Below are 22,674 nucleotides of genomic sequence, written 5' to 3'. Positions count from 1 at the left end.
CCCCGGTATGCCATTGCCTTTCAGCATGTCGTAATCCATCGCAGCATAACACGATGTTTTTCATATTCTTTCTTGATTTATCCTGCATTAATTTTAAATTTATTGATTATCTTAACGTCTTCAATCAAAGCTCAAATTTTATTTATTTGTGTTCGTTCTCACATAATACAATAAATAGCCTCTGCAAACTCTCTAGTCGATTGACTCTCTCCTGAAGAAAAAATACTCTCTCACAAGTGGTATATACCACTTGTGAGGTAACGGTGAGTCATGTATGAACAAGTTCACTGCATTTATAGAAAGAAGATTGCTCCCTTTGGCAATGCGAATTGAAGGTAATGATTACCTGTCTGCGATTAAAGATGGGTTTATCAGGATTATGCCTTTTTTGATCATAGGGTCATTCTTTCTCCTGGTCGCCAACATACCTGTCCCTGGATATAGCGAATTTGTTATCAGATTGTTTGGTGAAAAATTTATTAGCCGATTGAATTATATTCTTGATGCGACTTATTCAATTATGGCTTTGTTGGTCATCGTCAGCACAAGTATCAGTCTGGCAAAGCGCTGGCAGCTCAATGAAATATCATGCGCACTGATTTCTCTGGTCAGTTTTTTGCTGATCACACCTTATAAACTCCCTCTGAATAGCGGCACTGTCGTCAGTGATGTCATTCCTGTGTTTGCAATGGGGGCGCAGGGATTATTTTTGTCTTTGATGGTAACGCTGGCGTCAGTCAGATTGTATCGCCTCTTTAATCATCCTCGCCTGATGATCAAGATGCCTGACAGTGTTCCACCTGCAGTATCGAACAGTTTTAGTTCCCTTATTCCCTCATTCCTGATTGTGTTGCTATTTTGGTTGTTACGTTTACTCTTTGAAATAACGAACTTTAATACTGTTCAGGAGATGATCTTCACCGTTTTACAAGCGCCGATGATGAAGTTAGGGAATTCATTGTTTTCACAAATGATTGCCGAGTTCTTTATCAGCTTCTTTTGGTTTTTTGGACTGCACGGTGACTCTATTGTCACCGCAGTTATGGGACCTATCTGGCGCTCATTAACGCTGGAAAATCTTCAGGCGACGAAAAACGGTTTGCCGCCCATCAATATTATTACGCAGCAATTCAGGGATGTTTTCTTGATCTGCGGCGGCACCGGTTTTACGTTGGCCATGCTGCTGGTCATGCTATTGAAAGCAAAAAGTAAGCGTATGCGAGAAATTGCTAAACTGGCCACCCCTGCCGCGATGTTTAATATTAATGAACCTATTATTTTTGGTGTGCCTATTGCGCTGAATCCCGTCATGATGATCCCTTTTGTCATCGTGCCGGTTGTCTTGTGTATTATCACATACAGTGCAATGTCATCGGGGGTCTTACCCCTGACATCGGGTCTGGAAGTGCCGTGGACGACACCCATATTGATCAGCGGTTTTTTAATCTGCGGCTGGAAAGGGATGTTGCTTCAGCTAATAAATCTTATTGTGGCGATGACCATCTATTATCCATTTGTAATGACTCTTGATAAACAATATCTACGTGATGAAACAGAGCAACAACGTGATTTTATAAAAACAGTATCGCCCGTAGCGGAAAGTTAAAGGATTAGGTTATGACGAAGAAAATTAAAATAGTCACTATTGGGGGCGGCAGTTCTTATACCCCAGAAATTATTGAAGGTTTTATCCAGCGCTATCATGAATTGCCTGTTGGCGAAATCTGGTTGGTCGATGTTGAAGCAGGGCGTGAGAAACTCGACGTCGTTGGTAACCTGGCAAAGCGGATGGTTGAAGCGGCGGGGATTGACTGCAAGGTTCATCTGACGCTCGATCGCCGGGAGGCTCTGAAAGGTGCCGATTTCGTGACTACGCAATTCCGCGTGGGACAGCTTGAAGCGCGAATTAAAGATGAACGCATTCCTCTTTCACATGGTTTGATTGGTCAGGAGACCAATGGCGCAGGGGGGTTGGCAAAAGCGCTGCGTACAATTCCGGTGATTCTGGATATTTGCCGGGACATGGAAGCGCTGTGCCCGGATGCCTGGCTCATCAACTTTACGAATCCCAGCGGGATCGTAACGGAAGCGGTGCTTAAACATAGCCAGATAAAATGCGTTGGCCTGTGCAATCTTTCTCAATCCATGCAGCGGATGGTCGCTGAGATCCTGGGCGTGGATAAATCTCGATTTATGCTGCAACTGGTGGGATTAAACCATTTCTTATACGGCACGCATGTCTATATGGATGGCAGGGATGTCATGCCGGAAGTGCTGAAAAACCTGCGATACGACAGTGAGCATAAGCCAAAAAATATTCCGGATATTCCCTGGCTACAGGCGCAAATTCAGCATCTCGGCGTGATTCCCTGCCCTTATCATCAGTATTACTACGCCACCAGCGATGTTCTTGAGAAACAAGTACAGGAATACAGAGAACACGGTACGCGCGGCGAGGTTGTTAAAGCCGTCGAGCATGAGCTTTTTGCGTTATACAAAAATCCACAGCTTCATGAAAAGCCAGGACAGCTGGAGCAGCGGGGCGGGGCTTACTACTCCGAGGCGGCGTGTGAGCTCATTAGCGCAATCTACAATGATAAAAATCTGCTGATGACGGTGAATGTGCGTAATAACGGCGCGATTCGCTCTCTGCCGGATAATGTCGCCATTGAAACTACCTGCGTTATAGGGCGCTACGGCGCTATTCCGCTGAATAACGATCCGCTCCCGGCAACGGTATCCGGCCTGGTGTCGCTGATGAAAGCGTGGGAGGAGATGGCGGTAGAAGCGGCGGTGACCGGAGACTATGGCGCAGCGCTACAGGCGCTGACGCTCAACCCGCTGGTACCGTCAGGGAAGGTCGCCAAAAACGTGCTGGATGAGCTTCTGCAGGCGCATCGGGAATATCTGCCTCAGTTTTTTAAGGCGTGAGGATTTTGCGGCTGTGCATACGGAACAGATCGCCGCGGTTATAGCTCCATGAGTAGTTAAAAATAGTGCCGTCGGCAAGCCAGGTTCGCTCTTTAATATGCAGCATGGGGGAGTTCACCGGAATACGCAAAAGTCTGGCCATCTCCTGGTTGAAAAGGCTGGCCGAGATTTCCGAATCGGTACCCCCAATTTTTTGCTGGCAGGCGTTTTCGATAAAGGTATAGAGCGAATGATTCTCCAGCGTGTCGTTGTCAATCACCGCAACAACTGACCGGGGAATATAGCTGTCTTCGATTAATGCCGGCACGCCGTCAAAGAGTCGAATACGTCGAATGGCATGGACGGGTTCATCTGCGTTAACGCCAAACTGGGAGGCAAGTAATTCACCGGCTGGTTGTCTGACGTTATAGATCAGTTGACTGGTAATGGTCGCTTTTTCGCTGAGCTCCTGAGTGACCCCCAGGGCGCTATTTTTACCTTCGGGGTTCAGCAAATAAACGGGTGGCGCAAAGGTCCGGCTAACAAATGTTCCTTTGCCCACGATCTTTTTAACCAGGCCTTCCTGCTCAAGGTGAGTTATTGCTTTTTGGACCGTTGCTCGTGTGACCTGGTACGTTTGAGCAAGCTCGCGTTCGGATGGAATAAGGGAACCCACCGGATATTTTTGATTTTGAATATCACGCTTTAGCGTGTCGCGAATCAAAACATAGACTGGCTTCATGAGGGTCCCCGGAAAGTATGAATAAAAAGGCTGGCGACGGGATGCTAATGCACAACTTCCGCCGGGTGCAAGGACATTAACTTCAGGAAATCATTATGCTTAACCACAATGAAGACTGGTGGCAAGAGAAAGGGGCCATACTGACTGCGAAGGCTATCGTGGCGCAGCCACGTTTGTGGAAGGAAGGACTCGAACGGGTTAAAACGCAGGAGGAGGCGATAGCGGCTTTTTGGACAGGCTGTGAGAACCGGCATCGGATTGTGATTACCGGTGCGGGCTCATCGCTACTTGCTGCGCGATCCTGTCTCAACTGGCTGCGCAGCGTATCGGAACGCCAGATAGAGGTCATACCCTCTACGGACCTGGTATTGATGCCCGAAAGGATGACGGATGATGTGATTTTAGTTTCGGTAAGCAGCTCTGGTAATACACCTGAAACAGTCCGCGTCGTTGAAAAATATCTCATGAGCCAGCCCGGACTTTATCATATTGCCATCACCAACAATGCACAGAGTAAACTGGCACTGCTTGCCTGCCAGCATCCGGAAGGGTTATTTGTACCTGTGCCAGAGGGGACTTCAAACGGGAGTTTTGCCGCAACATCTGAATTTACGTTGCCATTGTGGTATCTGATGCTGCTACTGGCGCCAAAACGCAGGCAGGAGCTGGAAAATATTTTGCCCGTGCTAATGCGTGGCGCCGGTTATTTTCTGCAAAATTATGCGTCGGCTATTGAACAGTGGGCCACGCTTGAGCGCGATAATATGGTGGCCGTCGGCGCATTGTCGCTAAAAGCGGTAGCCTGCGAAACCAGCCTCAAATTGCTGGAGATGGGCAATGGCAGCATCATGACGGCGTGGCATTCTATGCTGGAATTTCGTCACGGTCCAAAGTTGATCGTTAATCGTGATGCCACGATTCTTGGTTATATCGCCGCCCGTCCAGATTTACAGCGTTACGATCTGGATATGATGACAGAGCTAAAACGCGATCGCAGTGAAGCGGCCATGATTATTGGAATTGGTCATGACGCGTTGCCGGATGAAGCTACTGTGTGCGATCGCTACTTTCATTTTTCCAGCCCGGAACTGGCTGAAGTGCATGAATCCTTTACGGCTATGCTGTACGTCTTATTTGCTCAACTGGCCGGGTTATATAAAGCAATTGCAGCAGGCGTAACGCCTGACAATCCCTCTCATGATGGTAAAGTAGCAAAAGTGGCCAAAGTCACCGTGTATTGAAAAAAACGGGGGGAGTCACTCCCCCCGCCGCTTTTGTCATTGTTGCGACGAGCGCCCCAGCCAGCTGTCCCAGTCCTTCCACACCGGTTGTAGCCCCTGCGCCGTCAATGCGGCTGCAACGGCTTGCGGACGACGGTCATCATGCGGAGAAAACTGCTCCAGCTCCGGGTGATTGTCGGCGTAACCGCCAGGCTGCGTCTTTGAAAATGCGCTGACGTTGTTGATCGCCAGCGGGATCACGCGATCGCGAAACCACGCTGACTCGCGCGTGGACAGTGACAGCTCAATCTCCGGTGCCAGCAGGCGAAACGCGCAGATGGTTTGCACCAGTTGCCGCTCATTCATAATAGATGCCGGTTCAATACCCCCGGTACATGGACGCAGGCGTGGGAAGGAGATGGCGTAACGACTCTGCCAGTAGTGCTGCTGTAGCCACAGCAGGTGTTCGGCGACCATAAAACAGTCCACCCGCCAGCTGTCGGAAAGACCGATCAGCGCGCCGAGACCAATTTTGTCGATCCCCGCCCGCCCCAGCCGGTCCGGGGTTTCCAGCCGCCAGAAGAAGTCCTGTTTTTTGCCCCTCAAATGATGCCGGGCGTACACCGGTTCGTGGTACGTCTCCTGATAGACCATCACGCCGTCAAGCCCCAGCGCTTTCAGCTCCGCGTAGTTTTCTTCCGATAACGGCTGTACTTCCATCTGTAAAGAGGAAAACTGACGGCGGATGACGGGCAAGTGACGACGGAAATAGTCCATTCCGACTTTGGTCTGATGCTCGCCGGTCACCAGCAGGAGATGTTCAAACCCCAGCGCGTGGATGGCCGCACACTCCCGGTTAATTTCTGCTTCATCCAGCGTTTTACGCTTAATGCGGTTGCTCATCGAAAAACCGCAATAGGAGCAATCGTTAGCACAGAGGTTAGAGAGATAGAGCGGGACGTAGAAGCTTACCGTGTTGCCAAACCGTTGGCGGGTCAGACGCTGCGCCCGCTGCGCCAGCGGCTCAAGATAGCTGGCGGCGGCAGGGGAGAGCAGCGCCATCATATCCTCGCTGTTGAGATGCGCGGCGTTGAGCGCGCGCTCTACGTCAGCGGCGGTTTTGCTGTTGATACGCAGGCGAACATCGTCCCAGTCCAGCTGCCGCCAGCGGTCGGTGAAGGTTTTCATGCGATGGCCTCCAGGAATCCGGTCAACGGGCTGGTGGCGCTGGCATAAACGCCACGCGATCCCGGAACGGCCTGACGCGCCAGAATCCCGGCTTCAACCGCCAGCCGGAATGCCTTCGCCATCGTGACCGGATCGTCCGCCACGGCAATGGCCGTATTTACCAGCACCGCATCGGCGCCCATTTCCAGCGCCTGCGCCGCGTGGCTGGGGACGCCGATCCCGGCATCCACGACGACAGGCACCGTCGCCTGCTGAATAATAATCTCCAGCATGGCTCTGGTTTCCAGTCCCTGATTTGATCCTATCGGCGCGCCGAGCGGCATTACCGCCGCACAGCCGACCTCTTCCAGCCGCTTACACAGCACCGGGTCAGCGCCGCAGTAGGGCAACACCACAAACCCCTGTTTTACCAGGGCTTCGGCGGCCTTCAGCGTTTCAATCGGATCCGGCAACAGCCAGCGGGCATCCGGATGAATCTCCAGCTTCAGCCAGTTTGTGCCCAGCGCTTCGCGCGCCAGCTGAGCGGCGAAGATCGCCTCTTCGGCGGTTTTTGCCCCTGAGGTGTTGGGCAGTAGCGTAACGCCAGCCTCGATCAGCGGCGCCAGGATCGCGTCGTTATGCTGACGCAAATCCACACGCTTCATCGCCAGCGTCACCAGCTGGCTACCGGAAGCGCGGATCGCATCAACCATAAGCTGCGATGAGGCGAATTTTCCGGTGCCGGTAAACAGATGTGAATCAAACGTTTTGTCTGCAATGTGTAACATATCAACCCCCTGCAATAACCTGAAAAAGCAGGATCTGGTCGCCTTCCTGCACGATTTGCTGCTGCCACTGCTCGCGTGGCAGGATCTGTTGGTTCAGCGCCAGCGCTGCCCCCGGTTTGAGCTGATTAAGCGCGGTGAGCAGTTCGCTGACGGTTTGCCCCTCTGCGCACTGCATTGGCTCATCATTGAACTGAATCTGCATGTTGCCCTCCACATACTGGACAACCGCTGGCACGGCGCAGCGCCAGACTACGCCACTGGCTGGTTTTGCCGTCAAACAGGCGTAATTCGCCGCCGGGTGTTTCGATATTGCTCAGCAGTTTAATCGCTTCCAGCGCCTGCAGCGTGCCCATCACGCCGACGACAGGGCCGACAATACCCGCGGTGCGACAGTTACGTTCCGGCTCTGCGTCGTCTGGCCACAGGCAGCGATAGCAGCCCTGCTCCCAGGGCGGCGTCAGCACCATCAGCTGACCGCCAAAACCGACGGCGCTGGCGGTAACCAATGGCGTATTCAGCGCCACGCAGGCGGCGTTAATCTCCTGGCGGGTGGTCATATTGTCAGTACAGTCGAGCACCACGTCGGCACATGCCACCGCATGTCTGAGCGCATCGCCCGTCAGACGTTGTTGCAGCGCCACCAGTTCGCTGTCCGGGTTAAGTCGCGACAGCCGCTGCCGGGCGACCTGCGCTTTCGGGCGGGCGATATCATCAGTGGTAAAAAGAATCTGCCGCTGCAGGTTGCTCAGATGAATGTCATCATCATCCACCAGGGTTAGCGTTCCGATGCCGGCACCGGACAGATACAGCGCAGCAGGTGAGCCTAGTCCACCCAGACCGACAATCAGTACATGACTTTCGAGCAGCTTTTGCTGCCCCTCAAGGGCGATATCGCCGAGCAGGATCTGTCGGCTGTAGCGCATAAAATCACGGTCATTCATCGCCGGCTCCTGCTACCGAAAGTAGCTGCGCGGTGGCAGCACGCCAGTCTGCTGCCTGAGTGATCGCGCTGACCACGGCAATGCTGCCGACGCCGGTGGCCAGTACCGCAGGTGCACGTTCCAGGCTGATACCGCCGATGGCGACGGTGGGGTAATCGGATAGCCTCTCAATATGACGTGCCAGTTGCTCCAGCCCCTGCGGGGCCGAAGGCATCTGCTTGGTTTGCGTCGGGAAAACATGCCCTAATGCGATGTAAGAAGGACGAGCCGCCAGCGCCACGTCGATCTCCATATCATCGTGAGTCGACACGCCGAGGCGTAATCCCGCCATCTGAATGGCCTTCAGGTCGGTCGTTTCCAGGTCCTCCTGGCCGAGATGCACTCCCCAGGCATGGTGTTTGATCGCCAGACGCCAGTAATCGTTAATGAACAGCCGGGCATCATAGCGGCGACCCAGCGCAATGGCGGCGACCACATCGGCCTCCACCTCTTCATCGCGCTTGTCTTTAATGCGCAGTTGAATAGTACGCACGCCTGCCTCCAGCAGACGCTCGATCCATTGCACGCTGTCTACCACCGGATAAAGTCCGAGGCGGAAGGGGACGGTGGGGAAATCAGGCTGGTACATCAGGCTTCCTCCTTGCGAAGATAAATGTCACCGCCTCTGGCGCGGAAGTTCTCCGACATATCCGCCATTCCCACTTCGATGGTTTGCGCGGCGGCATAGTCGCGCACTTCCTGGCTGATTTTCATCGAACAGAACTTCGGCCCGCACATGGAGCAGAAGTGGGCTACTTTGCCTGATTCCTGCGGCAGGGTTTCATCGTGATAAGCACGGGCGGTGAATGGGTCGAGTGCGAGGTTGAACTGATCTTCCCAGCGGAATTCGAAGCGTGCTTTTGACATCGCGTTATCGCGGATCTGTGCGCCAGGGTGTCCTTTGGCTAAATCGGCGGCATGGGCAGCAATCTTGTAGGTAATCAGCCCCTGCTTCACATCTTCTTTGTTCGGCAGGCCCAGGTGTTCTTTCGGCGTCACGTAGCACAGCATGGCACAGCCAAACCAGCCAATCATCGCTGCGCCAATCCCGGAGGTGAAGTGGTCATAGCCCGGTGCGATATCGGTGGTTAACGGTCCTAAGGTGTAGAACGGAGCTTCATGGCAGTGCTCCAGCTCTTCGGTCATATTGCGGCGGATCATCTGCATCGGCACGTGACCCGGCCCCTCAATCATCACCTGCACATCATATTCCCAGGCGATTTTGGTCAGTTCGCCCAGCGTACGCAGTTCGGAGAACTGCGCTTCGTCGTTGGCATCCTGAATTGACCCTGGACGCAGGCCATCGCCCAGCGACAGAGAGACGTCATAGGCGGCGCAGATTTCACAAATTTCGCGGAAGTGTTCGTAGAGGAAGTTCTCTTTGTGATGAGAGAGACACCATTTCGCCATGATTGAACCGCCGCGTGAGACGATACCCGTCAGACGTCTGGCGGTCATCGGCACGTAGCGCAACAGCACGCCCGCGTGGATAGTAAAGTAGTCCACGCCCTGTTCCGCCTGTTCCAGCAGGGTATCGCGGAAGGCTTCCCAGGTGAGATCTTCGGCAATCCCGTTAACCTTCTCCAGCGCCTGATAGACAGGCACAGTACCGATAGGTACTGGACTGTTACGCAGGATCCACTCGCGGGTTTCGTGGATATAGCGACCGGTGGAGAGATCCATCACCGTATCCGCCCCCCAGCGTGTCGACCACACCAGCTTTTCCACCTCCTCCTCGATGGAGGAGGTCACCGCTGAGTTACCAATGTTGGCGTTCACCTTCACCAGGAAGTTGCGGCCAATAATCATCGGTTCGGATTCCGGGTGGTTGATGTTGGCGGGAATAATCGCGCGCCCGGCGGCGACTTCATCACGGACAAATTCCGGGGTGATGTTATCCGGCAGACGCGCGCCAAACCCTTCTCCCGGATGCTGGTGGCGTAACACTTCGCTACGAATGCGCTCGCGGCCCATGTTTTCGCGAATGGCGATGAACTCCATTTCTGGCGTCACCATCCCCTGGCGGGCGTAGTGTAACTGGGTTACGCGTTTGCCTGCTTTGGCGCGTTTTGGCGTCAGCAGGCCGTTGAAACGCAGTTCATCAAGGCCGTCATCCGCCAGACGTTCTTTGGTATAAGCGGAGCTACGGTCGTCTAATTCTTCGCTGTCGTTACGGGCGACAATCCACGGCTGGCGCAGTTTCGCCAGACCCTGCTGGACGTTAATCGCCACATCCGGATCGCCGTAAGGGCCAGAGGTGTCATACACCGGTACCGCTTCGTTCTCTTCGTATTGCGGCTGTTCTTTGCTGCCGCCAGTCAGCGTCGGGCTAAGCTGGATTTCACGCATTGGGATGCGGATATCCGGTTGTGAGCCGGTAATGTAGATCCGTTTCGAGTTGGGAAAGGCGGTGCCTTCCAGGGTATCGATAAAGTGTTGGGCATGTTTGCGCTGTTCGCGGCGTGATGGTTTCGTGGTTGCAGACATAGCTCATTCCATAAAAGTAAGGACGTGGCTTGTCAGACGACGGATGGAGTAATGGATGTACACCGCCCGTACGGGCGCAGCATAGCATAAGGCAGAATTACTCTTGTTCCCTTCGCAGGTCTTAACCTGATCAGGTTCCGCGGATCCCGAATTAACGGTCTCAGCCTTTTCCACTTCAACCTTCGCGCTGCCTCTTCGTTGGCTTCGTCCGCTCACTCCAGTCACTTACTTATGTAAGCTTCCGGAGGTTCACTGACCTGCCGCCCTGAGGCATCACGAATGCTTTTGTGGAAAATAAGCACTCCGACAAGATAACTCCCCTCCGAAGAGAGGGGACGCTTGTAAACTACGCGTTAATAATGCAGAACTCAAGCTGGACGTTTGAGCGTGGCGCTGTCGTGCATGGCATCGAATACCAGCATAATCAGCTTATCTTCCAGCACAAACCGGGCTTCCAGCGCTTCACCGAGATCGGACAGCGCCTGCTGAAACTCAAGGCAGTTATCGTGATCGATAGCGATCTCCAGGCTGGAATCATAGTAATCCATAATGCGCTGGGTATTGGCTTCCAGTAAGGGCCAGATTTTTGTCGCTTTTAAAAGCTGACCATTCCCTTCCAATTTATGGAGAATGCGTTCATAAATACTGAAATGTCCGGTGGACAGGTAATCGACCAGGCTCTGACAAAAATCATCCAGCGCTTTTTCATTCAGCTGCATGTACGATTCTTTGCCAGGCTTAATGCCGACCAGATTGTAGTAAGCAACGAGCAGATGCTTACGTACATGTAGCCAGCGATCAACCAGTTTATTACTTCCTCCGACGCGCTCTGTCAGGTTTTCCAGCTGGTTTAGCATGATTGACTCCGCAAATGTAGATGTAAACTGCTCACCCAAAAATGTAAATATAATGTTAACAACATGCCAGTGAAGCAAAGGTAGTGCAAGAGCTATGGATCGTATTATTGAAAAAAGAGATCACGGCTGGTGGATCGTCAGTCATGAGCAAAAATTATGGTTGCCCCACGGTGAATTGCCACACGGTGAGGCGGGAAATTTCGATCTTGTGGGGCAGCGCGCACTCCGAATCGGGGAGTGGGAAGATGAGCCTGTCTGGTTGGTACAACAGCATCGACGGTACGATATGGGCTCGGTGCGTCAGGTTATCGATCAGGATGTCGGCCTGTTTCAACTGGCGGGGCGTGGCGTGCAGCTGGCGGAATTCTTTCGTTCGCATAAATTCTGCGGCTACTGCGGGCACCCAATGTATCCAGGCAAAACCGAATGGGCGATGCTTTGCAGCCACTGTCGTGAACGTTATTACCCGCAAATTGCCCCCTGCATTATCGTCGCCATTCGTCGTGACGATAGCATTCTGCTGGCGCAACATACCCGCCATCGTAACGGCATCCATACCGTGCTTGCCGGATTTGTGGAGGTGGGCGAAACCTTAGAACAGGCGGTGGCGCGCGAAGTGATGGAAGAGAGTGGGATTACGGTCAAAAACCTGCGCTACGTGACTTCCCAGCCGTGGCCTTTCCCTATGTCACTGATGACCGCCTTTATGGCAGAGTATGACAGCGGCGAGATTGTTATCGATCCAAAAGAGCTGTTAGAAGCGAACTGGTATCGTTATGACTCTCTCCCGTTACTGCCGCCGCCGGGCACCGTGGCGCGCCGCCTTATCGAAGATACCGTGGCGATCTGCCGGGCCGGGTACGAGTAAAGAATGAGTAGTGATACACTGGCGGACTGACGCAATAAGGAACTGCAAAAATGACCGAACTGAAGAACGATCGTTATCTGCGTGCGCTGCTGCGCCAGCCCGTTGATGTCACCCCGGTGTGGATGATGCGCCAGGCGGGCCGCTATTTACCGGAATATAAAGCCACCCGCGCACAGGCGGGCGATTTTATGTCGCTGTGCAAAAACGCCGAGCTGGCGTGTGAAGTGACGCTACAGCCGCTGCGCCGCTATAAGCTTGATGCGGCGATCCTCTTCTCCGATATCCTGACGATTCCGGATGCGATGGGGCTGGGGCTTTATTTCGAAGCCGGAGAAGGCCCGCGCTTCACCGCGCCGGTGACCTGTAAAGCTGACGTCGACAAACTGCCGATCCCTGACCCGGAAGATGAACTGGGCTACGTAATGAATGCGGTGCGTACTATCCGTCGTGAACTGAAAGGCGACGTGCCGCTGATCGGTTTCTCCGGCAGCCCGTGGACGCTGGCGACCTACATGGTGGAAGGCGGCAGCAGCAAAGCCTTTACCGTCATCAAAAAGATGATGTATGCCGATCCGCAGGCGCTGCATCTGCTGCTTGATAAGCTGGCGAAGAGCGTCGCGCTGTACCTTAACGCCCAAATCAAGGCGGGTGCTCAGTCAGTGATGATTTTTGACACCTGGGGCGGTGTGCTGACGGGTCGTGATTATCAGCAGTTCTCTTTGTATTACATGCACAAGATTGTCGATGGCTTGCTGCGTGAAAACGACGGTCGCCGCGTCCCGGTTACGCTGTTCACCAAAGGCGGCGGGCAGTGGCTGGAAGCGATGGCGGAAACGGGCTGTGATGCGCTGGGGCTTGACTGGACCACCGATATTGCGGATGCGCGCCGTCGCGTGGGGCATAAGGTCGCCCTGCAGGGCAATATGGACCCGTCGATGCTCTATGCGCCAGCGGCGCGTATCGAAGAAGAGGTGGCAACGATACTGGCTGGTTTCGGCCAGGGTGAAGGGCACGTCTTTAACCTCGGTCACGGTATCCACCAGGATGTGCCGCCAGAACATGCCGGCGTCTTTGTGGAGGCGGTGCACCGTTTGTCCCAACAGTATCACCGCTAAGGAACCATTATGGATCTCGCGTCGCTACGCGCAAAACAGCTTGAACTTGCCTCATCCGTTTGTCGTGAAGATCGTCTTGATCAAGATCCGCCAGATCTGATCGCCGGAGCCGACGTCGGGTTTGAGCAGGGCGGTGAAGTGACGCGGGCCGCAATGGTTCTCTTGAAGTATCCCACGCTTGAGCTGGTGGAGTACAAAGTGGCGCGTATCGCCACGACCATGCCTTATATTCCAGGCTTTCTCTCGTTTCGTGAATATCCCGCGCTGCTGGCGGCGTGGGAACAGCTATCGCAAAAACCCGATTTAGTCTTTGTTGACGGTCACGGCATCTCGCATCCGCGTCGGCTTGGCGTTGCCAGCCATTTCGGACTGCTGGTGGATGTGCCGACCATTGGCGTGGCAAAAAAACGACTCTGCGGTAAATTTGAGCCGCTTTCTGCTGAACCTGGCGCATTAACCCCGCTAATGGATAAAGGCGAACAGCTGGCCTGGGTCTGGCGCAGCAAGGCACGCTGTAATCCGCTGTTTATCGCGACAGGGCATCGGGTCAGTACGGATAGCGCGCTGGCGTGGGTTCAACGCTGTATGAAAGGGTACCGCCTGCCGGAGCCGACCCGCTGGGCGGATGCCGTCGCGTCGGAACGCCCGGCGTTTATGCGATGGCAAGAAATTCAACCCTGATTCAGGTACACTGCCGCTAATTTCTGTTTTCGAGAACTCATCATGTTACAAAACCCGATTCATCTCCGTCTGGAGCGCCTGGAAAGCTGGCAGCACGTCACTTTTATGGCCTGTTTATGTGAACGCATGTACCCGAATTACGCGATGTTTTGCCAGCAGACTGGATTTGGCGACGGCCAGGTATACCGCCGCATCCTGGATCTCATCTGGGAGACGCTGACGGTGAAAGATGCGAAGGTGAATTTCGACAGTCAGCTCGAAAAGTTTGAAGAAGCGATTCCGGTGGCCGATGATTTTGACCTGTACGGCGTTTATCCGGCGATTGATGCCTGCGTTGCATTAAGCGAATTAATGCATTCCCGTCTGAGCGGTGAAACGCTGGAACATGCACTTGAGGTCAGTAAGACATCGATCACTACGGTAGCGATGTTGGAAATGACGCAAGCTGGGCGGGAAATGACCGATGAAGAGCTCAAAGAAAACCCCGCTGTTGAACAGGAATGGGATATTCAGTGGGAAATATTCCGACTTTTGGCCGACTGCGAAGAACGCGATATTGAGCTGATAAAAGGGCTCCGTGCAGACCTCCGCGAGGTCGGAGAGAGCAATATCGGTATAAATTTTCAGCAATGAGACCAGAAAACGTGATTTAACGCCTGATTTGTCGTGCCTGGAGTCTTCCCTTTCGCCCCCCGTCTGGTCTACATTTGGGGGGCGAAAAAAAGTGGCTATCGGTGCGTGTATGCAGGAGAGTGCTTTTCTGGCATTTCCGTCGCACTCGATGCTTAGCAAGCGATAAACACATTGTAAGGATAACTTATGAACAAGACTCAACTGATTGATGTAATTGCAGACAAAGCAGAACTGTCTAAAACCCAGGCTAAAGCTGCTCTGGAATCCACTCTGGCTGCAATTACTGAGTCTCTGAAAGAAGGCGATGCTGTACAACTGGTTGGTTTCGGTACCTTCAAAGTGAACCACCGCGCTGAGCGTACTGGCCGCAACCCGCAGACCGGTAAAGAAATCAAAATCGCCGCAGCTAATGTACCGGCATTTGTTTCTGGTAAGGCACTGAAAGACGCAGTTAAGTAAGACCGCATGGCTGTGAACAGTTTTAGCGAAGGGGCGGTTTCGCCCCTTTTGTCTGTCTGGCGTCGCGCGTTGACGCTGGCGGGCATGCTGTTGCTGACGGCCTGTAGTCACAATACTTCTCTGCCGCCGTTTACGGCCAGCGGGTTTGCGGACGATCAGGGGGCGGTGCGCATCTGGCGGAAAGATTCCGCCGACGGTGTCCATCTGCTTTCAGTCTTTAGTCCCTGGCGTAACGGCGATACCACCACCAGCGAATACCGTTGGCAGGGAGACACGCTCTCTCTGATTGAGCTCAACATTTACGCTAAACCGCCGGAACATATTCGCGTGCGCTTTGACGATCGCAATGAGCTAAGTTTTATGCAGCGCGAAGTCGATGGGCAAAAGCAGCAGCTTTCTAACGATCAAATCGCGTTATATCGCTACCGTGCACAGCAGATCCGCCAGACCAGCGATGCGCTACGCCAGGGGCGAGTGATATTGCGTCAGGGGCGCTGGCATGCTGCGGAACGCACGATCACAACCTGTGAAGGCGAGACGGTTAAGCCCGATTTAGATTCGTGGGCAATGAGCCATATTGAGCGCCGCCAGAGCCGCTCGTCGTCAGACGTGAGCGTGGCATGGCTGGAGGCGCCGGAAGGGTCGCAACTCTTACTGGTGGCTAATTCTGATTTCTGCCGCTGGCAGCCAAAAGAGAAAACATTTTAGCGCCGGATGCGACGCAAAGGCGTCTTACCCGGCCTACGGTGTCCATCTGTAGGCCTGATAAGCGTAGCGCCATCAGGCATTAAGTCCTTTACCCGTTGCCCATCCCCATATGACCACCGCCACGATGGTAACCCCCGCCGCAGCCGCCATAGCCCATACCCGCGCCACGCGGTACGCCCGCTTCCGCCATCGCAATATCCCGTTTCACACGCTGCTCATCCAGTGACTGGTTCAGCGCTTCCATCTCTTTTGCCACCGCGCTGATCCTGGCGCTGTCCGGTGAGCTGGCGGTTAACAGCGCATTGTATTCATAACGCCTGGACATTAACTGCTGACGCAGCGAGCTGGTTTGTGTGTAGTAATCATTATGAATTTTCTGCACGGTTGTTTGCTGTTCAGCGGTCAGCGGGCTGGCATTTTGCTGCCACATGCCGTCGCCGTTCCCCCAGTGGTGGCGTGCTAAGGCTGGGGTTGAACCCAATGCCAGCAGAGAGAGAGCAATCAGCGCAAGTCCAGGTTTGTTAATCCGTTTCATCATTTATCCTCCTGTGGGTAGTCTTACTCACTGTATTGCATCTTCCGTGCCAGATGTGTCCGCCCCGTATCCCATAGGCTCTGGTTGTCCCCTGGGTCTGAATGTGAGTAAAAATGACCCGTCTGGTTAGCCCTGTGAGTCATTTTTACTCAGAGGGTGCCGCGGTTTGTGTCGAGGGACAGGTTTACCCGCGATGAAAAGTGGCATGATTTCTGCTGAAGCAGGGAAGGGAACGACAATAAGAGAGAGCATATGCATTTCATGCGGGAACATAAGGATAAAATAGCGAAATGGCTGAACGGCGTGCTGCCCGCCGTTATTCTCATTCTGGTAGGGCTGTTTTCCGTGATGGTGATCCGTGACTATGGTCGGGAGAGCAACGCGGCCCGTCAGACGCTGCTGGAAAAAGGCAGCGTGCTGATCCGGGCGCTGGAGTCAGGAACCCGCGTAGGAATGAGCATGCGGATGCACCATGTCCAACAGCAGACGCTGCTGGAGGAGATGGCCGGACAGCCAGGGGTGCTCTGGTTTGCGGTAACGGATGCCCAGGGCAAAATCGTGACCCACAGCGATCCTGCGATGGTAGGGAAAAAGCTCTATTCGACGGATGAGATTCAGACGTTAAATCCGGGAGACGAGGAACGCTGGCGGTATATTGAAGCGCAAGGTGAGAACGGTGAGCCGGTGGAGGCACTGGAAATCTATCGCCATTTTCAGCCGCTGTTTGCTCCTGGCAGGCACGGCATGCGCAATACGCCGCGTTGTGACAGCAACGGTGACGCCACTCCGGCGGCGCAGCAGATGATTTTTATCGCCTTTGATGCCAGTGAGCTGGCGGTGACGAAGGCGCGAGAGTGGCACAATACGCTGATTGTTCTTTTTGCGCTGGCGACGGTACTGCTGGCGACGCTCCTGACATTCTTCTGGTATCGCCGGTACCTGCGTTCCCGCCAACTTTTACAGGATGAGATGAATCGTAAAGAGAGGCTGGTGGCGCTAGGGCATCTGGCGGCGGGGGTCGCCCACGAGATTCGTAATCCGCTCTCTTCCATCAAGGGCTTAGCAAAATATTTCGCCGAGCGCTCGCCAGCAGGAGGTGAGGCGCATGAACTGGCGCAGGTGATGGCAAAAGAAGCTGACCGCTTAAACCGGGTGGTCAGCGAGCTGCTGGAGCTGGTGAAGCCCGCGCATCTGTCGTTGCAGTCGGTGGATCTTAACGAGGTGATAGCCCACTCTTTGCAACTGGTCAGGCAGGATGCTCAAAGTCGGGAGATTGTGCTGCGTTTCAGTGCCAAACCGACGCTCCCGCCTGTTCAGGCGGATCCGGACAGGTTGACCCAGGTACTGCTGAACCTCTATCTGAACGCGATCCATGCTATTGATCGTCAAGGGATTATCACCGTTGAGGCGAGTGAAAGCGGAAGCGATCGCGTTAAAATTACGGTTACCGACACGGGGAAGGGGATTGCGGCAGAACAGCTGGAAGCCATTTTTACCCCCTACTTTACAACCAAAGCTGAGGGGACCGGGCTGGGACTGGCGGTGGTACAAAACATTATTGAGCAGCATGGGGGCAACATTCAGGCCGCCAGCCCGGCAGGAAAAGGCGCTGTTTTCACACTCTGGCTGCCGGTTAAGGCAACACGTAAGGATTTACACGGATGACTCGCGGAAAAATTGACATTCTGGTGGTGGATGATGATGTCAGCCACTGCACGATCTTGCAGGCGCTGCTTCGCGGTTGGGGCTATGGCGTCGCGCTGGCGTACAGCGGACGCGCAGCGCTGGAACAGGTACGTGAACATGTCTTTGACCTGGTACTGTGCGATGTGCGGATGGCGGAGATGGATGGCATTGCAACGCTCAAAGAGATCAAAACGCTTAACCCGGCTATTCCGGTGCTGATCATGACCGCCTTTTCCAGCGTGGAGACGGCGGTGGAGGCACTAAAGACCGGGGCGCTGGATTACTTAATCAAACCGCTGGATTTTGACCGCTTACAGGAGACGCTGGAAAAAGCGCTGGCCCACACGCGGGATTCCACAAGCGAGCTGACGTCGGTCTCTGGCGCGCAGTTCGGTATGACCGGCAAAAGCCCGGCAATGCAGCAATTGCTTAGTGAGATTGCGATGGTTGCCCCATCTGATGCCACGGTGTTGATACATGGCGATTCGGGTACCGGGAAAGAGCTGGTCGCCAGGGCGCTGCATGCCAGCAGCGCGCGCAGTGGTAAACCACTGGTGACCCTGAACTGCGCGGCGCTCAACGAGTCGCTGCTGGAGTCAGAGCTGTTCGGTCACGAAAAGGGGGCGTTTACCGGCGCAGACAAACGCCGGGAGGGGCGATTTATTGAGGCTGACGGCGGCACGCTATTTCTCGATGAAATTGGCGATATTTCGCCAATGATGCAGGTGCGCCTGCTGCGCGTCATTCAGGAGCGGGAAGTGCAGCGTGTGGGGAGCAATCAGACGCTTTCCGTGGATGTTCGTCTGATTGCCGCCACCCACCGCGATCTGGCCGAAGAGGTGAGCGCCGGTCGCTTTCGCCAGGATCTCTACTATCGACTGAACGTGGTTACGATTGAAATGCCGTCGCTACGCCAGCGCCGGGAAGATATCCCCTTGCTGGCGGAACATTTTCTCCAGCGTTTTGCTGAGCGTAACCGCAAAGTGGTGAAAGGATTTACCCCACGGGCGATGGATTTGCTGATTCATTACGACTGGCCGGGTAATATCCGCGAGCTGGAAAATGCCATTGAGCGTTCGGTGGTCCTGCTTAATGGGGAGTACATTTCGGAGCGCGAACTGCCGCTGGCTATGGCTAACGCGGCAATCCCACAAATGCAGGAGGCTGCCATTCAGCCGTTGGTGGAGGTCGAGAAAGAGGTGATACTGGCGGCGCTGGAGAAAACGGGCGGCAACAAGACTGAAGCCGCCCGTCAGTTAGGCATCACACGCAAGACGCTGCTGGCGAAACTGTTGCGTTAGTTCTGCTCACGCTCAATCGCGCGCCAGCCGATATCTTTACGGCAGAAGCCGTCGTCCCAGTGGATATCGGTCATTAAGGCATAAGCGCGTTTTTGCGCTTCAGCCACGGTATCTCCCAGCGCGGTGACGCACAGCACGCGGCCGCCGCTGGTGACTACCCGATCGCTATCCGCCACTCGGGTTCCGGCGTGGAACACTTTGCCATCCGCCGCTTCTTCCAGCGGCAGACCGTGGATGACGTCGCCGGTGCGATAGTCGCCTGGGTAACCCCCTGCGGCCATGACGACGCCCAGCGATGCGCGCTCATCCCACTGCGATTCTTGCTCGTCCAGCTTACCTTCGCAGGCGGCAAGGCACAGCTCAACCAGGTCGGACTTCATGCGCAGCATGATCGGCTGAGTTTCCGGATCGCCAAAGCGACAGTTAAACTCAATAACCTTTGGGTTACCCTGTTTGTCGATCATCAGTCCCGCGTAGAGGAAACCGGTGTAAGTGTTACCTTCCGCCGCCATACCTTTTACGGTTGGCCAGATAATGCGTTCCATGGTGCGCTGATGAACCTCATCAGTTACCACGGGTGCCGGAGAATAGGCGCCCATACCACCCGTGTTCAGCCCGGTATCACCGTCGCCTACGCGCTTATGGTCCTGGCTGGTGGCCATTGGCAGCACGTGCTCGCCGTCAACCATCACGATAAAGCTCGCCTCTTCACCGTCGAGGAACTCTTCGATGACAATACGGTGACCCGCGTCGCCAAACGCGTTGCCAGCCAGCATGTCGTGAACGGCGGCTTCGGCTTCCTCAAGCGTCATGGCGACAATCACGCCTTTGCCCGCAGCCAGGCCGTCGGCTTTGATCACGATCGGCGCGCCTTTCTCGCGCAGATACGCCAGCGCAGGCTCAACGTCGGTAAAGTTCTGATACTCCGCCGTCGGGATCTGGTGACGGGCAAGGAAATCCTTAGTGAAGGCTTTGGAGCCTTCCAGCTGCGCGGCACCCTCGGTCGGGCCGAAGATTTTCAGACCTGCGGCGCGGAAGGTGTCCACCACACCTTTGACCAGCGGCGCTTCCGGGCCGACGATAGTGAGGTCGATTTTCTCGTTCTGTGCAAAGTTCAGCAGTGCCGGAATGTCGGTGGCATTGATGGCAACGTTTTGCAGCGTGGGCTCCAGTGCGGTGCCGGCATTACCTGGCGCAACAAATACCGTGTTTACCTTCGGCGACTGGGCGGCTTTCCACGCCAGGGCGTGCTCGCGCCCGCCGTTTCCAATAACTAATACTTTCATGTCTCGCTCCATTAATGGCGGAAGTGGCGCATGTCGGTGAAGATCATTGCAATGCCGTGTTCATCCGCAGCGGCAATCACTTCATCATCACGGATGGAACCGCCTGGCTGGATCACGCAGCTCACCCCAACGGCGGCGGCGGCATCAATTCCATCGCGGAACGGGAAGAAAGCGTCGGATGCCATCGCAGAACCTTTCACTTCCAGACCTTCATCACCCGCTTTAATACCAGCGATTTTCGCGGAGTAGACGCGGCTCATCTGGCCTGCACCTATCCCGATGGTCATGTTCTCTTTGGCGTAAACAATGGCGTTGGATTTAACGAACTTCGCCACCTTCCAGCAGAACAGCGCGTCACGTAGCTCCTGTCCGGTCGGCTGGCGTTTAGAAACCACGCGCAGCTCGCCTTCTGTCACCATACCGAGGTCACGATCCTGAACCAGCAGGCCACCGTTAACACGTTTGAAGTCCAGGCCCGGAACGCGTTCCGCCCACTGTCCACAGGTCAGGACGCGGACGTTCTGTTTTGTGGCTGTGATTTTCAGGGCTTCTTCAGACGCCGATGGCGCAATAATTACCTCAACAAACTGACGAGAGATGATGGCCTGGGCGGTTTCGGCATCCAGCTCACGGTTGAAAGCGATAATGCCGCCGAACGCAGAGGTCGGGTCGGTTTTATACGCGCGGTCGTAAGCGTCAAGAACAGAGGTACTGACCGCCACGCCGCACGGGTTAGCGTGCTTCACGATAACGCAGGCAGGTTCGTTAAACTCTTTCACGCATTCGAGTGCGGCGTCGGTATCAGCGATATTGTTATAAGAGAGCGCTTTACCCTGAACCTGCTGTGCGGTAGCAACAGAGGCTTCTTTTACCTCTTCTTCTATATAGAAGGCAGCCTGCTGGTGGCTGTTCTCGCCGTAGCGCATGTCCTGCTTCTTAATGAAGTTCAGATTCAGGGTACGCGGGAAGCGGCCTGCCGCTTCTTTGCTTTCACCGTGATAGGCTGGCACCATGCTGCCGAAGTAGTTGGCAATCATGCTGTCGTAAGCGGCGGTGTGTTCAAAGGCTTTAATGGCGAGATCGAAACGGGTGTCGAGGGTCAGAGAACCCTCATTGGCATCCATCTCGTTAATAATGGCGCTGTAGTCGCTGCTCTTCACCACGATAGCCACATCTTTATGGTTCTTCGCCGCAGAGCGCACCATGGTCGGGCCGCCGATATCGATATTCTCCACCGCATCTTCCAGCGAGCAGCCTTCGCGAGCCACGGTCTGGGCGAACGGATACAGGTTTACAACCACCATATCGATTGGCGCGATACCGTGCTGTTCCATAATGCCGTCATCCTGGCCGCGACGGCCGAGAATACCGCCGTGTACTTTCGGATGCAGGGTTTTTACGCGTCCATCCATCATTTCCGGGAAACCGGTGTAATCGGAAACTTCGGTCACCGGCAGACCTTTTTCTGCTAACAGGCGGGCAGTACCCCCCGTAGACAGTAGCTCCACACCGCGTGCAGAAAGTGCCTGGGCGAATTCGACGATACCGGCCTTGTCAGAAACACTGAGCAGAGCGCGGCGGACTGGACGACGTTGTTGCATGGTAAATCCCCTGGATTTGACTATAACAGAGAGCGTTAGCTGAGTTTTTCGTAAAAAACTCAGCTAACGCCCCTTACGGGGCATCTTTATTTTGCGGGGGCATTGTAACGAAAACGTTTGCGCAACGCTCGCGAATTTTTCTTTTTCGATTCGGCCACTGATTTTCCTTCTATTATCGATCCCTTGCCGCAGGAAGGATCCGGCAAACGATCCCTGAAATTGTGGATAACTCTGTGTGTAAAAAGGTATAAGGCGGGGTTTTGCTGGGGAATGCAGCAGTCAGTCATTTTTCTGCAATTTTTCTATTGCGGATGCTCGGGAACTCCCTATAATGCGCCTCCATCGACACGGCGGATGTGAATCACTTCACACAAACAGCCGGGCCGGTTGAAGAGAAAAATCCTGAAATTCAGGGTTGACTCTGAAAGAGGAAAGCGTAATATACGCCACCTCGCGACAGAGCGCTGAAGCGCGTCGCAACTGCTCTTTAACAATTTATCAGACAATCTGTGTGGGCACTCAAAGTGACATGGATTCTTAATGTCTTCGGACAATAAATGAATACCAAGTCTCTGGAGTGAACACGTAATTCATTACGAAGTTTAATTCTACGAGCATCAAACTTAAATTGAAGAGTTTGATCATGGCTC

At 54.3% G+C, this 22,674-nt stretch carries 22 protein-coding genes; 11 read left to right on the top strand and 11 right to left on the bottom strand.

All coding sequences use genetic code 11. The features are described from left to right. The first annotated feature begins 274 nt into the window (after positions 1 to 274). A complete protein-coding gene (locus tag C3432_RS19990; RefSeq protein ID WP_103778305.1) occupies positions 275 to 1,606 on the top strand; it encodes a PTS sugar transporter subunit IIC in 1,332 nt (443 codons plus the stop codon). Between the two features lie 11 nt (positions 1,607 to 1,617). Beyond that, positions 1,618 to 2,931: a 6-phospho-beta-glucosidase gene (locus C3432_RS19985; protein ID WP_103778304.1), complete on the top strand. Its 1,314-nt coding sequence runs from the start codon at positions 1,618 to 1,620 to the stop codon at positions 2,929 to 2,931. Here the strand turns inward: C3432_RS19985 and C3432_RS19980 are convergent. Next, on the bottom strand, positions 2,921 to 3,652 hold the full coding sequence (locus C3432_RS19980) for a GntR family transcriptional regulator (protein ID WP_103778303.1): 732 nt from the start codon (positions 3,650 to 3,652) through the stop codon (positions 2,921 to 2,923). The genes C3432_RS19985 and C3432_RS19980 overlap by 11 nt on opposite strands. A gap of 95 nt (positions 3,653 to 3,747) precedes the next feature. Between C3432_RS19980 and C3432_RS19975 the strand changes: the two genes are divergently transcribed. Then, positions 3,748 to 4,893: an SIS domain-containing protein gene (locus C3432_RS19975; RefSeq protein ID WP_103778302.1), complete on the top strand. Its 1,146-nt coding sequence runs from the start codon at positions 3,748 to 3,750 to the stop codon at positions 4,891 to 4,893. Between the two features lie 36 nt (positions 4,894 to 4,929). Here the strand turns inward: C3432_RS19975 and thiH are convergent, their stop codons facing one another. The 7 genes from thiH to rsd form a co-directional block, all read right to left on the bottom strand. Further along, positions 4,930 to 6,060 (bottom strand): 2-iminoacetate synthase ThiH, encoded by a 1,131-nt coding sequence (gene thiH / locus C3432_RS19970; protein WP_103778301.1) that lies wholly within the window; start codon positions 6,058 to 6,060, stop codon positions 4,930 to 4,932. After that, positions 6,057 to 6,827: a thiazole synthase gene (thiG, locus tag C3432_RS19965; RefSeq protein WP_103778300.1), complete on the bottom strand. Its 771-nt coding sequence runs from the start codon at positions 6,825 to 6,827 to the stop codon at positions 6,057 to 6,059. The genes thiH and thiG overlap by 4 nt, the downstream gene beginning before the upstream one ends. Position 6,828: 1 nt before the next feature. Next, positions 6,829 to 7,029: a sulfur carrier protein ThiS gene (gene thiS, locus C3432_RS19960; RefSeq protein ID WP_103778299.1), complete on the bottom strand. Its 201-nt coding sequence runs from the start codon at positions 7,027 to 7,029 to the stop codon at positions 6,829 to 6,831. Then, a complete protein-coding gene (locus tag C3432_RS19955; protein WP_103778298.1) occupies positions 7,010 to 7,768 on the bottom strand; it encodes a HesA/MoeB/ThiF family protein in 759 nt (252 codons plus the stop codon). The genes thiS and C3432_RS19955 overlap by 20 nt, the downstream gene beginning before the upstream one ends. Beyond that, positions 7,761 to 8,396, bottom strand: coding sequence for a thiamine phosphate synthase (gene thiE, locus C3432_RS19950; RefSeq protein WP_103778297.1), 636 nt, complete (start codon positions 8,394 to 8,396; stop codon positions 7,761 to 7,763). Before thiE ends, C3432_RS19955 begins: the two co-directional genes overlap by 8 nt. Then, a complete protein-coding gene (thiC, locus tag C3432_RS19945; RefSeq protein WP_103778296.1) occupies positions 8,396 to 10,294 on the bottom strand; it encodes a phosphomethylpyrimidine synthase ThiC in 1,899 nt (632 codons plus the stop codon). The genes thiE and thiC overlap by 1 nt, the downstream gene beginning before the upstream one ends. Positions 10,295 to 10,662: 368 nt before the next feature. Next, complete coding sequence (gene rsd / locus C3432_RS19940) at positions 10,663 to 11,151, bottom strand: sigma D regulator (RefSeq protein ID WP_103778295.1); 489 nt, start codon at positions 11,149 to 11,151, stop codon at positions 10,663 to 10,665. A 94-nt stretch (positions 11,152 to 11,245) separates the two neighbouring features. On the opposite strand from rsd, the gene nudC reads away from it, so the two are divergent. The 6 genes from nudC (at position 11,246) to C3432_RS19910 (ending at position 15,615) form a co-directional block, all read left to right on the top strand. After that, positions 11,246 to 12,019, top strand: coding sequence for an NAD(+) diphosphatase (gene nudC / locus C3432_RS19935; protein ID WP_103778294.1), 774 nt, complete (start codon positions 11,246 to 11,248; stop codon positions 12,017 to 12,019). Positions 12,020 to 12,069: 50 nt separating this feature from the next. Further along, complete coding sequence (hemE, locus tag C3432_RS19930; protein WP_103778293.1) at positions 12,070 to 13,134, top strand: uroporphyrinogen decarboxylase; 1,065 nt, start codon at positions 12,070 to 12,072, stop codon at positions 13,132 to 13,134. Between the two features lie 9 nt (positions 13,135 to 13,143). Next, positions 13,144 to 13,815 carry a deoxyribonuclease V gene (nfi, locus tag C3432_RS19925; RefSeq protein WP_103778292.1) on the top strand — a complete coding sequence of 224 codons (672 nt, stop codon included), beginning with the start codon at positions 13,144 to 13,146 and terminating at the stop codon, positions 13,813 to 13,815. Between the two features lie 42 nt (positions 13,816 to 13,857). Next, the gene (locus C3432_RS19920; RefSeq protein WP_103778291.1) at positions 13,858 to 14,448 is read left to right on the top strand and encodes a YjaG family protein; all 591 of its coding nucleotides are present in this window, start codon (positions 13,858 to 13,860) and stop codon (positions 14,446 to 14,448) included. Between the two features lie 186 nt (positions 14,449 to 14,634). Next, complete coding sequence (gene hupA / locus C3432_RS19915) at positions 14,635 to 14,907, top strand: nucleoid-associated protein HU-alpha (protein ID WP_001044509.1); 273 nt, start codon at positions 14,635 to 14,637, stop codon at positions 14,905 to 14,907. A gap of 12 nt (positions 14,908 to 14,919) precedes the next feature. Further along, positions 14,920 to 15,615, top strand: coding sequence for a DUF1481 domain-containing protein (locus C3432_RS19910; RefSeq protein WP_103779080.1), 696 nt, complete (start codon positions 14,920 to 14,922; stop codon positions 15,613 to 15,615). A gap of 88 nt (positions 15,616 to 15,703) precedes the next feature. On the opposite strand, the gene zraP is transcribed toward C3432_RS19910, so the two are convergent. Further along, positions 15,704 to 16,150, bottom strand: coding sequence for a zinc resistance sensor/chaperone ZraP (gene zraP / locus C3432_RS19905; protein ID WP_103779078.1), 447 nt, complete (start codon positions 16,148 to 16,150; stop codon positions 15,704 to 15,706). A gap of 252 nt (positions 16,151 to 16,402) precedes the next feature. On the opposite strand from zraP, the gene zraS reads away from it, so the two are divergent. Both zraS and zraR read left to right on the top strand, forming a co-directional pair. Continuing rightward, on the top strand, positions 16,403 to 17,815 hold the full coding sequence (gene zraS, locus C3432_RS19900) for a two-component system sensor histidine kinase ZraS (RefSeq protein WP_103778290.1): 1,413 nt from the start codon (positions 16,403 to 16,405) through the stop codon (positions 17,813 to 17,815). Then, positions 17,812 to 19,137, top strand: a complete 1,326-nt coding sequence (zraR, locus tag C3432_RS19895) for a sigma-54-dependent response regulator transcription factor ZraR (protein ID WP_103778289.1) — start codon at positions 17,812 to 17,814, stop codon at positions 19,135 to 19,137. The genes zraS and zraR overlap by 4 nt, the downstream gene beginning before the upstream one ends. On the opposite strand, the gene purD is transcribed toward zraR, so the two are convergent. Next, positions 19,134 to 20,423: a phosphoribosylamine--glycine ligase gene (purD, locus tag C3432_RS19890; RefSeq protein ID WP_103778288.1), complete on the bottom strand. Its 1,290-nt coding sequence runs from the start codon at positions 20,421 to 20,423 to the stop codon at positions 19,134 to 19,136. The two genes, zraR and purD, sit on opposite strands and share 4 nt — an antisense overlap. An 11-nt stretch (positions 20,424 to 20,434) precedes the next feature. Beyond that, positions 20,435 to 22,024 (bottom strand): bifunctional phosphoribosylaminoimidazolecarboxamide formyltransferase/IMP cyclohydrolase, encoded by a 1,590-nt coding sequence (gene purH / locus C3432_RS19885; protein ID WP_103778287.1) that lies wholly within the window; start codon positions 22,022 to 22,024, stop codon positions 20,435 to 20,437. Between the last annotated feature and the right edge of the window lie 650 nt (positions 22,025 to 22,674).

The sequence above is a fragment of the Citrobacter amalonaticus genome, from assembly GCF_002918555.1.
Classification (GTDB): domain Bacteria; phylum Pseudomonadota; class Gammaproteobacteria; order Enterobacterales; family Enterobacteriaceae; genus Citrobacter_C; species Citrobacter_C amalonaticus_A.
Note: the sequence above shows the minus strand (reverse complement) of the source record. Positions and strands in the feature narration are given on the sequence as shown.